Source organism: Mycobacterium sp. ACS1612 (assembly GCF_001667505.1).
Lineage (GTDB): Bacteria > Actinomycetota > Actinomycetes > Mycobacteriales > Mycobacteriaceae > Mycobacterium.
This window is the reverse complement of record NZ_LZHZ01000054.1, coordinates 78,983-93,928: the sequence shown is the minus strand read 5'-3', so window position 1 is coordinate 93,928 and position 14,946 is coordinate 78,983. Positions and strand designations below refer to the sequence as shown.

Annotated in this window: 13 protein-coding genes and 2 pseudogenes; 8 read left to right on the top strand and 7 right to left on the bottom strand. The window is 67.5% G+C overall.

Going from position 1 to position 14,946, the window contains the following annotated elements; all coding sequences use genetic code 11:
- The first annotated feature begins 24 nt into the window (after positions 1 to 24).
- The 5 genes and pseudogenes from A5724_RS21645 (at position 25) to A5724_RS34725 (ending at position 4,313) form a co-directional block, all read left to right on the top strand.
- Complete coding sequence (locus A5724_RS21645) at positions 25 to 1,251, top strand: 5-(carboxyamino)imidazole ribonucleotide synthase (RefSeq protein WP_082965188.1); 1,227 nt, start codon at positions 25 to 27, stop codon at positions 1,249 to 1,251.
- Complete coding sequence (purE, locus tag A5724_RS21640; RefSeq protein WP_232004923.1) at positions 1,238 to 1,750, top strand: 5-(carboxyamino)imidazole ribonucleotide mutase; 513 nt, start codon at positions 1,238 to 1,240, stop codon at positions 1,748 to 1,750. The genes A5724_RS21645 and purE overlap by 14 nt, the downstream gene beginning before the upstream one ends.
- 11 nt (positions 1,751 to 1,761) lie before the next feature.
- Positions 1,762 to 2,586 carry a class I SAM-dependent methyltransferase gene (locus tag A5724_RS21635; RefSeq protein WP_067806901.1) on the top strand — a complete coding sequence of 275 codons (825 nt, stop codon included), beginning with the start codon at positions 1,762 to 1,764 and terminating at the stop codon, positions 2,584 to 2,586.
- 28 nt (positions 2,587 to 2,614) lie between these two features.
- A complete protein-coding gene (locus A5724_RS21630) occupies positions 2,615 to 3,778 on the top strand; it encodes an acyl-CoA dehydrogenase (protein WP_067806898.1) in 1,164 nt (387 codons plus the stop codon).
- Between the two features lie 254 nt (positions 3,779 to 4,032).
- A pseudogene (locus tag A5724_RS34725) lies at positions 4,033 to 4,313 on the top strand (cupin domain-containing protein).
- Here A5724_RS34725 and A5724_RS34720 read toward each other — a convergent pair.
- The 3 genes and pseudogenes from A5724_RS34720 to A5724_RS21610 all read right to left on the bottom strand — a co-directional run.
- Positions 4,310 to 4,618 (bottom strand): annotated as a pseudogene (locus A5724_RS34720) (multicopper oxidase domain-containing protein); the annotation flags it as partial. The pseudogenes A5724_RS34725 and A5724_RS34720 overlap by 4 nt on opposite strands.
- Before the next feature lie 288 nt (positions 4,619 to 4,906).
- On the bottom strand, positions 4,907 to 5,623 hold the full coding sequence (locus tag A5724_RS21615; RefSeq protein ID WP_067807246.1) for a TIGR03089 family protein: 717 nt from the start codon (positions 5,621 to 5,623) through the stop codon (positions 4,907 to 4,909).
- Positions 5,620 to 7,092: an LCP family protein gene (locus A5724_RS21610; protein ID WP_067806892.1), complete on the bottom strand. Its 1,473-nt coding sequence runs from the start codon at positions 7,090 to 7,092 to the stop codon at positions 5,620 to 5,622. Before A5724_RS21610 ends, A5724_RS21615 begins: the two co-directional genes overlap by 4 nt.
- Positions 7,093 to 7,159: 67 nt before the next feature.
- On the opposite strand from A5724_RS21610, the gene rfbD reads away from it, so the two are divergent.
- Positions 7,160 to 8,008, top strand: a complete 849-nt coding sequence (gene rfbD / locus A5724_RS21605; RefSeq protein WP_067806889.1) for a dTDP-4-dehydrorhamnose reductase — start codon at positions 7,160 to 7,162, stop codon at positions 8,006 to 8,008.
- Here the strand turns inward: rfbD and A5724_RS21600 are convergent, their stop codons facing one another.
- Positions 8,009 to 9,673, bottom strand: coding sequence for a GMC family oxidoreductase (locus tag A5724_RS21600; protein WP_067806886.1), 1,665 nt, complete (start codon positions 9,671 to 9,673; stop codon positions 8,009 to 8,011).
- Between the two features lie 187 nt (positions 9,674 to 9,860).
- On the opposite strand from A5724_RS21600, the gene A5724_RS21595 reads away from it, so the two are divergent.
- Entirely contained in the window at positions 9,861 to 10,736 is an 876-nt protein-coding gene (locus A5724_RS21595; protein WP_067806884.1) for a glycosyltransferase family 2 protein, read from the top strand.
- Positions 10,736 to 11,815 (top strand): sugar phosphate nucleotidyltransferase, encoded by a 1,080-nt coding sequence (locus A5724_RS21590; RefSeq protein WP_067806881.1) that lies wholly within the window; start codon positions 10,736 to 10,738, stop codon positions 11,813 to 11,815. The genes A5724_RS21595 and A5724_RS21590 overlap by 1 nt, the downstream gene beginning before the upstream one ends.
- Here the strand turns inward: A5724_RS21590 and A5724_RS21585 are convergent.
- The 3 genes from A5724_RS21585 to cofD are packed head-to-tail and all read right to left on the bottom strand — an operon-like array spanning position 11,812 to position 14,776.
- Complete coding sequence (locus A5724_RS21585; RefSeq protein WP_082965187.1) at positions 11,812 to 12,420, bottom strand: NUDIX hydrolase; 609 nt, start codon at positions 12,418 to 12,420, stop codon at positions 11,812 to 11,814. The genes A5724_RS21590 and A5724_RS21585 overlap by 4 nt on opposite strands.
- Entirely contained in the window at positions 12,417 to 13,757 is a 1,341-nt protein-coding gene (locus tag A5724_RS21580) for a coenzyme F420-0:L-glutamate ligase (protein ID WP_067806878.1), read from the bottom strand. Before A5724_RS21580 ends, A5724_RS21585 begins: the two co-directional genes overlap by 4 nt.
- Positions 13,754 to 14,776, bottom strand: a complete 1,023-nt coding sequence (cofD, locus tag A5724_RS21575; RefSeq protein WP_067806876.1) for a 2-phospho-L-lactate transferase — start codon at positions 14,774 to 14,776, stop codon at positions 13,754 to 13,756. Before cofD ends, A5724_RS21580 begins: the two co-directional genes overlap by 4 nt.
- Between the last annotated feature and the right edge of the window lie 170 nt (positions 14,777 to 14,946).

Here is a 14,946-nt window from a genome sequence, read left to right as displayed (position 1 = left end):
CACGGCCATGACAACATAAGGGGCATGCCACGTGACCCGAAGACGCCTCCGGTGGTGACCATGGTCGGCGGCGGGCAACTGGCCAGGATGACCCATCAGGCGGCGATTGCGCTGGGTCAGACGCTGCGCGTGCTGGCCGCCAGCCCCGACGACCCGGCCGCCCAGGTCAGCCCCGACGTCGTGATCGGGGCGCACACCGACCTGGAGGCGCTGCGGAAGGCCGCCGCCGGGGCCGATGCGCTGACGTTCGACCACGAGCACGTGCCTACCGACCTGCTGGAAAAGCTGGTCGCCGACGGTGTGAACGTGGCGCCGCCGCCCTCGGCGCTGATTCACGCGCAGGACAAGTTGGTGATGCGTCGGCGCCTCGAGGCGGTCGGCGCGCCGGTGCCGCGGTTCGCGGAGGTGACGGAACTCTCCGACGTCGACGCGTTCGCGGCCCGCGTCGGCACCGACGTGGTGGTCAAGAAGGCCCGCGGCGGGTATGACGGGCGCGGGGTGACGCTGGCGCGCGACGTCGCGGAGGCGCGTGAGGTCGCGAGCCGTTATCTGGCCGACGGCACGGCGGTGCTGGTCGAGGAGAAGGTCGCGATGCGCCGCGAGTTGGCTGCGCTGGTGGCGCGGTCACCGTTCGGGCAGGGCGCGGCGTGGCCGGTGGTGCAAACCGTTCAGTGCGACGGGATCTGCGTCGAGGTGATCGCTCCCGCACCCCGGCTGAATACCGAATTAGCCAGCGCTGCAGGGCAACTCGCATTGCGACTGGCTCACGAGCTCGGCGTCGTCGGAGTGTTGGCGGTGGAACTCTTCGAAACGGTGGACGGCACGCTGGTGGTCAACGAGTTGGCGATGCGTCCGCACAACTCGGGGCACTGGAGCATGGACGGTGCGCGCACAGGGCAATTCGAGCAGCACCTGAGGGCGGTGCTCGACTATCCGCTCGGTGAGACGTCGCCGATCGCGCCGGTCACGGTGATGGGCAACGTGATTGGCGCGCAGCAGACCCCGGCGATGAGCATGGACGAGCGGCTGCACCACTTGTTCGGCCGGATCCCGGAGGCCCGAGTTCACCTGTACGGCAAGGGGGAGCGGCCGAACCGCAAGATCGGCCACGTCAACATTCTCGGCGCGTCAGGCGGATCGCTGGACGACGACGACTACGTCGCCGATGTCCGGGAGCGTGCGATGCGGGCCGCACACTGGTTGTCGCATGCGGAGTGGACGGACGGGTGGAGCGGGCATGACCATGACTAGTGGCCCGCGGGTCGGCGTGATCATGGGCAGCGACAGCGACTGGTCGGTGATGGAGGAGGCCGCCCACGCGCTGGCCGAATTCGACGTGCCGTTCGAGGTGGGCGTGGTGTCCGCACATCGCACCCCGGCCCGCATGCTCGAGTACGCGCAGAGTGCGGCGGGCCGCGGCATCGAGGTGATCATCGCCGGCGCGGGCGGCGCCGCCCATCTACCCGGCATGGTCGCCTCGGCAACACCGCTGCCCGTGATCGGGGTGCCGGTGCCGCTGGCCAAGCTCGACGGCATGGATTCGCTGCTGTCGATCGTGCAGATGCCCGCAGGCGTGCCGGTGGCGACGGTGTCGATCGGCGGCGCCCGCAACGCCGGACTGCTCGCGGTGCGCATCCTGGGGGCGTCCGACGAGGCGTTGCGAACGCGGATGGCCGAATTCCAGAGCAACCTGGCGGACATGGTGTTGCAAAAGGACGCCGCACTGCGAAATCGGCTGCTCGGGCAGTAGGCTGCCTACCGATGCAGCCAAACTTCAATCGGTACCGGGCAATTGGCCAGCGGTTCGTCGCAGGCTTCCTGGAACCAGAGATTCTTCTGGTCCTCGATGTGCTCGACGCGGCTCAGCGCGCAAAGCAGGTGTCGGGTGCGGTCGCCGAGATCGGCGTGCACCACGGCAAGCTGTTCATCGGTTTGCGCCTGCTGCAGCGGCCGGGGGACCGGTCGGTGGCCATCGACATCTTCGGCGACCAGGATCTCAACGTCGACGGCTCGGGGCACGGCGACTACGAGAAGTTCGCCAACAACGTCACGCTGTGGTCCTCGATGGAGGACGTCTCGGTGCATCAGGGCGACTCGACCAAGCTCGACCCTGGCAAGCTGCGTGAGCTCGCAGGCGGCGACATCCGCTTCTTCTCCGTCGACGGCGGGCACACCGACGACATCGTCTACAGCGATATGAAACTGGCCGAGGCGACGCTGGCCGACGGCGGCATTGTGATCGCCGACGATGTGTTCAACGAGTACTGGCCCGGCGTCGCCACCGGCACGCTGCGGTACCTCAACGGGGGTGCCAAGCTGGTGCCGTTCCTGATCGGCTTCAACAAGGTGTTCTTCACCCAGGCCGAGCACAGCGAGTTCTACCGCGGCGAGGTCGAGGCGGCGCTGGCGGGCAAGCTCCGGCTGACGACCGCGACGTCGGAATTCGCCGGTCACGAGGTCGGGCTGGTCGCGCCACAGGGCGCCAAGGACATCCTCCGCAAGAGCCGGCTGGCCCGGACGCTGTACCACAGCACCTACCGTTCAATGGTGCGAGGGCTTCAGCTCGTGTCCGGAGGAAAACGGTAAGGTTACCGGCGAGTAGCAAGGAGTCGCCATGGCCTTTGGTAATCCGTCGTTTGACGCTTTCAAGCTTCCCGACGAGCACATCGAGCTGCGCGCGGTGCTGCGGGATCTGTGTGAGAAGGAGATCGCGCCGTACGCCGCGGACGTAGACGAAAAGGCGCGATACACCGATGAAGCGCTGGCGGCGCTGACGTCGTCGGGGTTCGCCGCGATCCACATTCCCGAGGAGTACGGGGGCCAGGGCGGCGACTCGATCGCCGCCTGCATCGTCATCGAAGAGGTGGCGCGGGTGTGTGCGTCGTCGTCGCTGATCCCGATCTGCAACAAGCTGGGCACCATGGGCATGCTGTTGCGGGGTTCCGAGGAGCTCAAGAAGCAGGTGCTGCCGTCGATCGCGTCGGGTGAGGCCGTCGCGTCGTACGCGTTGTCCGAGCGGGAGGCGGGTAGCGACGCCGCGTCGATGCGCACACGCGCGCGCCAGGAGGGCGACGAGTGGGTGCTCAACGGCGCCAAGTGTTGGATCTCCAACGGCGGACACTCGACGTGGTACACCGTGATGGCCGTGACCGATCCGGACAAGGGCGCCAACGGCATCTCGGCGTTCGTGGTGCACAAGGACGACCCCGGTTTCTCGGTGGGCGCCAAGGAACACAAGATGGGCATCAAGGGTTCGCCGACCACCGAGTTGTACTTCGAGGACTGCCGCATCCCCGGAGACCGGATCATCGGCGAACCGGGCACCGGCTTCAAGACGGCGCTTGCGACGCTCGACCACACCCGCCCGACCATCGGCGCGCAGGCCGTCGGCATCGCGCAGGGTGCGCTGGACGCGGCCATCGCATATGTCAAGGAGCGCAAGCAGTTCGGTACGGCGATCGCCGACTTCCAGGCCGTGCAGTTCATGCTCGCCGACATGGCGATGAAGCTGGAGGCCGCTCGGCTGATGGTGTACACCGCGGCGGCGCGGGCAGAGCGCGGTGAGGCCAACCTCGGGTTCATCTCATCGGCGTCGAAATGCTTCGCCTCCGACATCGCGATGGAGATCACCACCGACGCCGTGCAGTTGTTCGGCGGCTACGGCTACACCACCGACTTCCCGGTCGAGCGGTTCATGCGTGACGCCAAGATCACCCAGATCTACGAGGGCACCAACCAGATTCAGCGCGTCGTCATGTCGCGTGCGCTGCTGAAGTAGGACGCGCTGGCGCGTCGTCACCGCAGCGTTCGGTCTTCGACGAGATCACCTGCGCTCGGCCGCCGCAAGCGACATGTAAAGCTCTGCGGCGGCGGTTATTTCGGTCTGTAGCGGGATGATCCGCGTCATCAGCTGCCGGTCGGTGATGGATCGCTGAAAGCGCTGTTCGCGGGCGCGCACGCACCTCGGTTGCGGCGCTCTGACCAAGCCCGACACGGCTTGTTCCCGGCTACGAATGGGTTCAGACGTCGGATGTGCCGGAGCGAGAGGTTTTTCCCGGGATCACCGTCCGGCTGTTGTGGACGGGTCCCAACGGAGCAAAGGCCGCGATCACGACGATCCGCCCAGGCGCCGTGTGGCGCGGGCAGGACCACCACAGTCCGGGGCCTGAGGAGGCGTACGTGGTGTCCGGGGTGTTCAACGACGGGTGAACGACTATCCCGCGGGCACCTTCCTGCACGCGCCCGCCGGCTCCTGGCACGTGCCGCAATCGGCGAAGGGGTGCGTGCTGTTTCTGTTCTATCCCGAGGGCTAGACGTACTCCACGAAGAAGGCCATATCCCGCTTCCAGGTGATAGGTGTTGTGGTAGTGGCTGATCCACTTGCCGGGGTTGTCGGTGTCGAAGTCGACCGTGACGGTTTGCTTCGGTGGCACCAGCACCGTGTCCTTGCGCGCCTTGGGTGTCTCGCCGTCCATCACTTCAAAGGTGTGTCCGTGCAAGTGAAATGGTGGAACATCATCGAATCGTTGATGAACCGGATCCGCACACGCTGATTCGGCTTCACCGGCACGCCACTGGTTTTCGGATCGTTGAGCGTGCCGTTGACCGGCCAGTCGTAGCCGTCGACTACCTGACCGGCGCACTGGCAGGCAGCGTCATCTCCGGTGTCTGGGTCCGAACCGCCGCAACCTGCGCGTGGCCCACTTCGCCCTCCGGCATCGCCACCAGCGGCCGTGGCTCGTGCACCCATGCCGAGGATCACGTCTGGATGACCCGCATCGACGCCTCCGGCACCGCGACGCGGGCTCTGCTGCGATTTCGAGCAGGCGACCGCCACCCCCGCAGCGGCCCCGAGCACCAGAAGCTCGCGCCGACCGATCATGGCCGTCAGCGCGGCACTTGCACGCTATCCGCGGGTGACTTTCTCCATCTCGCGACGGCGGTCCAGCGCCGCGGGGTCCGGATTGGCCACCTGCACCAGCGAGGCACCCGCGGCGAACACCGCCAGCAAGTTGGTGATCAGCTCGTCGGCCGTCGCCCAGCCGGCCGTCGACATCACCCGGTCGTCGCCGGTGAAACCCTGTGCGGCCGCGGAAGTTTGGGCGGCTGCGAGCACGTCGTCGACCGCACGTCCGTCCAGTGCAGGCCCTGGCCGAGGCTCGGGTGATATCTGGTCACCGTGCACCCGCACCGCGGTTGCATAGTCGGTGAGGCCGACCGGCAGATCGGCAACCGGCTTGCCGAACGGGTCGAGCGAGAGCACCGCGATCTCGCCGACGCTGACGGCTGTGTCGGCATCCGCCAACCGGTCCGCCGTGCAGAGCGCGATGTCGGCTCCCCCTTCTTGCAAGCCGTCCGTTACGACTTCCGCGCCAATCCACCAGATTCCGAGCAGCACGGCGGCGGTCTGCCAATGCGCGGGCAGCAGCACCGCGACCCGGCTGCCGGACCCCGCGCCCAACTCGTCGCGCAGCAGGTTGCCGGTTTTGGCCGCCCAGTTGGCCAGCGTGACGGTCGACAGTTCGATGCGTTCGGCGGTGGCGTCGTCGTAGTACGTGATGCGCGGGCCCATTGGGTCGGCCGCCATCAGCGGGTCCAGCAGTGCCGATGTCAGCGTGGTCAGTTCACGCACTCCGGGTCGTTGGTGCCCGCGGTGAGGATCGGCGACGGCGCAGGCTCGGCATCGCCCGCATCGGAGCTTTCCGCGGCGGCCTGGTCGACGGTACCCAGGGACGGATCAACACCGCTGGACCCCGGCCCCGTGTAGTCACCGGACAGCACCACTCGCGCCGAACCGGGCGCCACCGATGCGTTCTCGACCACCGGGATGCCGCCGAGTTCCTTCGCGACCGCTTGTGCGCCGAGGTCGTCGGCCTTCGCGGCCTGTACCTGACTGCCGGTGACGTGGCCGCCGTCGTTGTTGTTGCCGACGTTGCCTGACGCGAAACCCTTGCTGGTGAGCACCTGCGATACGGCCGCGGCCAGACCGTTGATGTCGGTGTCGTTGATCACGTCGACGGTCGTTTTGCTTGGCGTATAAGCCAATTGCTCGGTCTTACCCTGGTCCTGGTCGTGCAGCAGGCTGGCCACCCACTCCTTGACGTGCGCCGGGTCGACGCGCACCACGCTCTGCATCCCGTCGTCGCTCCAGCCGGCCTCTTCGACGATCGGGATGGTGGCGAACGCGACGCTGCCTGCCGCCAGCTTCTGCAGTTGCTCGATGAAATCCATGATGTCCCAACCGTCGGACAGCACCACCGAGCGCTGCACGGCGTCCTGCAGGCGGTTCAGGGTCGCCGGGCTCGATAGCGTCTTGCTGGAGATCACGTCGTGCGCCAGCGACGCCATCACCGCCTGCTGTCGGGTCACCCGGTCCAGGTCGCCGCGCGGGAGGTCGTGGCGCTGCCTGACGAAGCTCAGCGCTTGCGGGCCGTTCAGCTTCTGCCACCCCGCCGGGAAATCGGCACCGGAAAGGGGTTCGTACACAGCGTTTTTCAGGCAGACGTTGACGCCGCCGAGCGCGTCGGTGATCAACGCGAAACCGAGCAGGCCGATTTCGGCGTAGTGGTCGACGGTGACTCCGGTCAGGTTGGCGACCGTCTTGATCAAGGCTTCGCGGCCTGCTTCGGTCGCTTCCGGTTCGGCCTTCGCCGGGTCCATGCCGTTCTGCTCGACGAGTTCGGTCTTCTTCTCGAAGTACGCCGAACCGTAGACGCCGTTGATCTTCATCTTGTTCCCGCCCGGCGTCTGGACGTAGGAGTCGCGGGGGATGGAGATGGCCGTCGCCGATTTTCCGTTGTTCGGGATGCGAACCAGAATGATCGTGTCGGTGTTGGTGGACTCGTCGTCGCCTGCCCGCAGCGTCGCCAGCTCCTCCGCCGACAACGGGTTGCCGTGCGCATCGGTGCGGCTGTCCAACCCGACCAGCAAAATATCGATCGCGCCGTCGGCGCCGCCCTCGCCGAGCGCGATGGACGAGAAGTGGTTGATGCCGGATTCGAACGACCGGATCTTTCCCCACGCGACACCGGTGCCGACGACGATGGCCAGGGCCACCGCAACAGCGATGACGCGGGTCAGGCGAGCGGGCATCTGCCCAGGTTACTTGCGACGCCTCCGCAGACGGGGTAGCCAGCGTCGGCGTGCCAGACTCGAGTGCATGTCTGACCGAATTGTTATCTCCGGTGCCGGCGGCATGGTGGGGCGTCGTCTGGCCGCGAAATCCCGCCAGCAGGGCCGCGACGTGCTGGCGCTGACCTCGGCCGAATGGGACATCACCGATGCGACCGCCGCCGAACGCCATATCCAAGCCGGCGACGTCGTGATCAACTGCGCGGCGTACACCCAGGTCGACGCCGCCGAGCAGGAGCCCGACCGGGCGCACGCGGTCAACGCCGTCGGCGCCGAGAACATCGCCCAGGCCTGCGCGCGTGCAGGCGCCGACCTGATCCACATCTCCACCGACTACGTATTCGCCGGCGATCAGCGTCACCCCTACGAGATCGACGACGAAACCGGGCCGCTCAGCGTGTACGGCCGCACCAAGCTGGCAGGTGAGGTGCTGGTGCTGTCCGCGATGCCTGATGCGCACATCGTGCGGACCGCGTGGGTGTATGAAGGCGCCGACGGCAAGGACTTCGCCGCTGCCATGCGTCGGTTGGCGGACGGTGACGGCGAGGTGGAGGTGGTGGCCGATCAGATCGGATCACCCACCTACGTCGGCGATCTCGTCGACGCCCTGCTTCAACTCGCCGACGACGGCTCGATCCGCGAGCCGATCCTGCACGCCGCCAACGAGGGCGCGGTCAGTCGTTTCGAGCAGGCGCAAGCGGTGTTCGAGGCCGTGGGCGCCGATCCGGCGCGGGTTCGTCCGGTGGGCACCGACCGGCATCCGCGTCCGGCGCCGCGGCCGGCCTATTCGGCGCTGTCGGGGCGGCGCTCGACCGAGGCGGGTCTCACGCCGCTGCGTCCATGGCGCGATGCGGTGATCGCCGCGATGGCGCAGTGATCAGGCGCGACGGGCCTTTTCAGCGGGCGCGGTGTCCAGGATCAACTCCGCGGCGCGCCCGGCCATTGCCAGCATCGGTCCGGCGAGGTTGCCCGACATCTGCTTCGGCATGATCGAGCAGTCGACGATGCGCAGCCCGTCGATACCGCGGACGCGCAACTGATCGTCGACGATCTCGTCGTCGGTGGGCCCCATCATGCAGGTGCCTGCCGCGTGGCTGCCGGTGGCGCCGGTCTTGATGGTGGCGTCGATGATCTCCTCGTCGGTCTGCACGCCCTTACCCGGCGTCGTCTCCTTCTCGACGTGTTCGGCCAGCGGCGACTGCTCGAAGATCTGCCGGATCTTGCGGACCACACCGACCATCGTCGTGCGGTCGTAGTCGGTGGCCAGGTAATTGGGTTCGATCGACAGCGCGGCGCCGGGATCGGGTGAGGTGATCCATACCCGGCCCTCCGACGTCGGCCGCAGGATCTCAGCCGCGCACGAAACGCCGCCGTGCGAATCGATTTGACCGCGTTCACCGCCGCTGACATCGGCCACCGACATCAGCCGGGCGAGGAATTGCCCGTCGACGCGGTCGAGTTCGGGCCTGGTCTTGAAGATCGCCATCACGTCGCCGGTCGGGGTGGCCAGCGGGCCCCTGCGGGTGGCCGCGAACTTCAGCGCCGCAAGGGCTTTGCCGACCGTGGTGCGCAGCTGCCGGTTGTAACCAAGGTCGTCCTTCAACCGGTAGGTGACGATGGCGCAGAAGTGCTCGGTCATCCGGCGGCCGACGTTGTCGCGCTCGAGATACACCGGCACACCGGCCTTTTCGAGTACATCGCGGGGGCCGACGCCGGATAGCTGCAGGATCTTCGGTGTGTGCAGCGCGCCCATCGCCACGATCACCTCGCGACGGGCGCGCACCTCGGAAGTGTTGCCGCCGGTGCGGATCTCGGCGCCGACGGCGCGGCCGTTCTCGAAGATCAACCGCTGCGCGTAGGTGTCGGTGGCCAGGTGCAGGTTGGGACGCTTGAGCACCGGGTCGAGGAACGCCTTGGCCGCGCTGACCCGTAGTCCGCGGCGAATCATGGCCATCGCGGGTCCGACGCGTTCGTCGTCGGATTCGTTGTAGTCCTCGACGCTGTGTAGGCCGGTGTTGGCTGCGGCGTCAATGATGTACTGGCTCAGTTCATCTGGGAACCTCGGCTGCGAGATGTGCAGTGGGCCGCCGACCCCCCGTGTCGGTGAGGGGCCGAACTGGTTGTCCTCGAAGGCTTTGAAGACCGGCAGAATGTTGTCCCAACCCCAGCCGTGGTTGCCGAGCCGCTCGAGCTCGTCGTAGTCCTCGCGGTTGCCCCGGTTGTACACCAGGCCGTTGATGGCGGTGGAGCCGCCGACCGCTTTGCCGCGCACCCAGCGTTCGTTGAGTTTGTCGGCGGCGCCGTAGGGCTGCAGCTGGTAGACGAAGCTGTGCTTGTAGCCCTCGTAGGCGTGCGGGTCCGGGTGGTCGGTCCGTTGCTCGAACAGGCCCGCGCCCATCATCGGGATGGCGAAGTACGGGCCGCGGGCCGGTGGGCCGGCTTCGACCAGCAGCACCTCGGTTCGGGGATCCTCCGAGAGCCGATTGGCCAGCACACAGCCGGCGGCTCCTGCACCGAGAATGACGTAGTCGAACGCGGGCATACTGCTCGTCCTTTCCCGGCCGCCGTCTCCATACCCCTTAGCGGCCGTTAGACAGACTACCGGGCTGACGCGCAGACACTGTTGTTGGTTGCCGTTGCTGCGGTGGCCGATTCGGATGCGGCTACCCTCTAGCCAATGAGTGACGAACTGGTTTCTGTCGCGTGAGCGACGATCTGGCGGGGGCCGCGTGAGCGACGGCCTGGCCGTGGTGACGGTGACGTATTCACCGGGCCCACACCTCGATCGGTTCCTGGCGTCCCTCTCGCATGCCACCGAACGGCCCGTGACGGTGATCATGGCCGACAACGGTTCGACAGACGGTGCGCCCGAGGAGGCGACGCAGCGCTATCCCAGCACCCGACTGCTGCGCATGGACGGCAACCTCGGCTACGGCACCGCGGTGAACCGCGCGGTCGCGGAGATCATGCCGGAGTCCGAATTTCTCGTGGTCGCCAACCCGGATGTGCAGTGGGGTCCGCACAGCATCGACCTGCTTCTGGAGGCGGCCGAACGGTGGCCCAAGGCGGGCGCGTTGGGGCCGCTGATCCGTGATCCGGACGGTTCGGTGTACCCGTCGGCCCGCCACCTGCCCAGCCTGATTCGCGGCGGCATGCATGCCGTCGTCGGCCCGTTCTGGAAAACCAACCCCTGGACGGCCGAATACCGCCAGGAGCGCACCGAACCCAGCGAACGTCCCGTCGGCTGGTTATCGGGGTCATGCTTGTTGCTGAGGCGCGCCGCTTTCGATGAGGTCGCCGGCTTCGACGAGCGCTATTTCATGTACATGGAGGACGTCGACCTGGGAGATCGCCTCAGCAAGGCGGGCTGGCAGAACATCTATGTGCCGTCGGCGGAGATTTTGCACGCCAAGGGCCACGCCACGGGGCGCGATCCGGCCCGCAACTTGGCGGCCCACCATACGAGCACCTACACTTTCCTGGCAGATCGGCATCCGAACCTGTGGCAGGCGCCACTGCGGTGGGCGATCAGGGGCGCGCTGGCTGCGCGGGCGGGCCTGGTGGTTCGCAATACCCGGCGCAAGCAGAGGAAGGGGCGGGCTTAGTGGTCAATCCGGCGGAGGTGGACGCGGTCGTACTCGTCGGCGGCATGGGCACGCGGCTGCGCCCGTTGACCCTGTCCGCGCCCAAACCGATGCTGCCGACCGCGGGGTTGCCGTTCCTGACCCATTTGCTGTCGCGTATCGCCGATGCGGGCATCGAGCACGTCGTACTGGGCACCTCCTACAAGGCGGGGGTGTTCGAGTCGGAGTTCGGCGACGGGTCGAAGCTGGGTTTGCAGATCGACTATGTGGTGGAAGAGGAACCGCTTGGCACCGGCGGCGGCATCGCCAACGTGTCGGAGAAGCTGCGCTACGACACCGCGCTGGTGTTCAACGGTGACGTGCTCTCCGGTGCGGATCTGCGGGCGCTGCTGGACTCGCACGGCGACAGCGGCGCCGACGTCACACTGCATCTGGTCCGCGTCGGCGATCCGCGCGCATTCGGTTGTGTGCCCACCGATTCCGACGGTGTGGTGACCGCGTTCCTGGAAAAGACGCAGGATCCGCCGACCGACCAGATCAACGCCGGCTGCTATGTCTTCAAGCGTGAGGTGATCGAGCAGATCCCCAAGGGCCGCGCGTTGTCCGTGGAGCGTGAAATCTTCCCCGGTCTGCTCTCGGACGGTCTTCGGGTGTGCGGTTACGTCGACTCGACGTACTGGCGTGACATGGGCACCCCCGACGACTTCGTGCGCGGCTCTGCGGATCTGGTCCGCGGCATTGCGCCTTCGCCTGCGCTCGGTGGACAGCGGGGCGAGAAGCTGGTGCACGACGGCGCGGCGGTCGCGCCGGGTGCACTGTTGATCGGCGGCACGGTGGTCGGCCGTGGCGCCGAGATCGGTGCGGGTGCGCGCCTTGACGGCGCGGTGATCTTCGACGGTGCGTGCATCGGTGCGGGCGCGGTGATCGAACGCTCGATCATCGGCTTCGGCGCTCGCATCGGCCCGCGGGCGCTGATCCGCGACGGTGTCATCGGCGACGGCGCGGACATCGGCGCGCGGTGCGAGTTGTTGCGAGGCGCCCGGGTCTGGCCGGGGGTCACCATCCCCGACGGCGGCATCCGCTACTCGACCGACGTCTAGCTTGCGTGGCCTTCCGCCGAGTGGCCAGTTATCGCACGCGAATCGCGTTGGCGCGTTTCATAAGTGGCCACTCGACGACGCGCGGCGTCCACCAGTTGGGTGAGACCGAAGTCGCAATCATCCGGTAGCGCGTCGAGCGGCCACCAGCGCAAGTCCAAAGACTCGTCGCTGACCGCGATTTCGGCGTCCGCGGGCGCGTGCGCGACGAACTGGATGTCGAGGTGACGCGTCGGTCGCCCCAGCGAACAGGTGACCGGGTGCACGTGAAGCGCGGCGGGCTCGGGATCCATGGTGAGGTCGTCGATGCCCGATTCCTCGGTGGCCTCGCGCAATGCGGCGGCGACGATATCGGTGTCGCTGTCCTCACAGTGCCCGCCCAACTGCAGCCATCGCCCGATCCGCGGATGCAGTGTTAGCAGCGCGTGGGTGCCGGTGTGGTCGAGCACCAGCGCGGACCCGGTCACATGGCCGGGCGCACACGAGCGTAGGCATCCGTCGGGTCTTGCGGTGAGAAACGCCAGCACAGCATGCCGCAGTGTGTCCTGCGCGGGATCCGTTGTGCGCCAGTGTGTCAGCGTCTTGACCGCCGATTCGTGCAGGCTCACTTGCGGATCAGCAGGCCGTCGGTGTCGACCGGATCGCGGGGTCCGGACTCCTCTTCGGGGTAGCCGATCGCGATGGCGCCCAGCGGTTCCCAGTCCGACGGCAGGTCCAGCTCCTCGCGCACCAGGTCGGCGGCGAAGATCGTCGAACCGATCCAGCAGCTGCCGACGCCACGCACGGCCAGCCCCACCAACAACGCCTGTACCGCGGCGCCCACCGCGACCGTGAACATGGTGTGCTCTGCCGCGGTGCGGACCGCATCCGGATAGCTGTGGGCGCCGTCGGGCACCATGAACGGGATGACGAGTTCGGGTGCGTCGTAGAGGATCTGGCCGCGGCCGACGCGCCGTTCCACCGCATCCGGCGCACGGCCGTCGCCGGTCAGGTCGGCGCGCCACCGATCCTTCATCCGGTCCAACAGCCGCACCCGCCTGCCTGAGTCCTGCAGCCACACGAACCGCACCGGCCGGGTGTGGTGTGGTGCGGGTGCGGTGAGCGCCTCGGCGACGGCCGCCTCGACGAGGTCAGGCGGCACGGGGTCGGAGTCGAATCGGCGCACCGACCGGCGCAGCAGTTGCGCTTGACTGCGACCGAGGGCAATGGCTTCTTCGGTGCCGAGCCAGAACAGGTCGTCCTCGCCGGGCCGCAGCAGTGTTCGCGCATTGGATCCGTTGTCCGACAACGTGAGTCCGCGCACCACGGCGACCGGGATATCGGTCAGCTTACCCTTCACCAGATCAGCCGCCGCGGCGATCTCGTCGGCGACGGCGATCTCGGTGACGATCAGGTCGTTGCCGTGCCGGTCCTTCGACCCCGCATAGCCATGCAGCACGGTCAGGCCAGCGGCGCCTATCGCGAAGTCGGTCTGGCCGTTGCGCCACGCCCGGCCCATGGTGTCGGTGATGACGACGCCGACGGTGACACCGAGTCGTTCGCGCAGCGCGTCGCGCAGCGCCGCCGCAGCGCCGTCGGGGTCGGTCGGCAGCAGCGCCAATTCACCCGAGTCGACGTTGGAGCCGTCGACGCCCGCGGCAGCCTGCACCAGGCCGAGCGCATTCTCGGTGATCAGCGTGCGCCCCTTGCGTGCGAGCACCCGCACGGCTTCCGCGTCGATCAGCTTGCGCCGCAGCGCATCCCGCTGCTCCGGATCGGTCGGTGCGTCGACGATGCGGCCCTCACACTTGGAGACCACCTTGCTGGTGATCACCACGACGTCGTCATCGCGCAACCACGATGCGGCGTCGGCGAGTGCGGCGGCGAGGTCGTCGCCCGGCCGGAACTCCGGAAGTCCGCGCACCGGGAGGATTTCGACGGACGCCCCCGAACCGTGCTCCGTCATGGCTTCACCCCAGCGAGATCGAGTCCGGCGCGCACCATTTCGGCGGTGGTCTGCGGGTCGGTCATCAGCAGCGGCACCGATCGCACCTCGACGCCGGCGATCTCGGCATGGTCGCCCTCGTGCACCAGCCAGCCGTCGAGGATGCCGACACCGGAACGCGCACCGTAATAGCCGCCGACCGCTTCGGAGGTGCTGGTCACGCCGATCACAGAAAGGCATTCATCGGCCATGCCGCGCAGCGGCTTTCCGCCGATGATGGGGGAGTAGCCGATCACCCTGGCCGTCGTCGAGCGCAGCGCGCCCCGGATGCCTGGCACTGCGAGTATGGCACCGATGCTCACCACCGGGTTGGACGGCGCAAGCAGCACCACGTCGGCGGACTCGATCGCCTCGGCCACACCGGGTCCCGCGGTGGCTTTGTCGGCGCCGACGAACGCGAAACTGTGGGTCGGCACCTGCGCGCGGTAGCGCACCCACCATTCCTCGAAGTGGATGGCGCGTTTCTCGCCGTCCGCCGGATCCGTGATGACGACGTGGGTTTCGCTGCGATCGTCGGTGGCCGGAAGCAGTCGCGCGCCGGGTTGCCACCGGTCGCACAGCGCTTCGGTCACTTGCGACAGCGGATAACCCGCGCGCAGCATCTGGCTGCGGACCAGATGCGTGGCCAGGTCGCGGTCGCCGAGGCCGAACCAATCCGGTTGCACGCCATAGGCCGCGAGTTCCTCTTTGGCGTGCCAGGTTTCGTCCCGACGACCCCAACCGCGTTCCGCGTCGATGCCGCCGCCTAAGGTGTACATGCACGTGTCGAGGTCCGGGCAGATCCGCACTCCGAACATCCACGAGTCGTCGCCCACATTGACGATCGCGGTCAGTTCGCTATCGGATTGGGATCCAGCGGACGAGCCGGAGTACTGTCCGAGGCCTGATTGGCCGCTGAAGCGGCCGAGCCCCAACAGGTGCTGCACGCCCAGCAGGAAGCGTGCACCGCCGACGCCGCCGACCAGAACCGTGACCCTCATGATGAGAAGGTGCTCCTCTCGTCCACCATGATGATCGAGACTAGGTGGTGCCCAATGAAGCCGGTGCGGCGCGGTGGTGTGACGGACACGCCGACGTGACGACGCGCCGAATTCGTGTCACGAAATGGTATGAATTCCTGTTCCAGCGCTTGACCCCGGCAGCTAACACG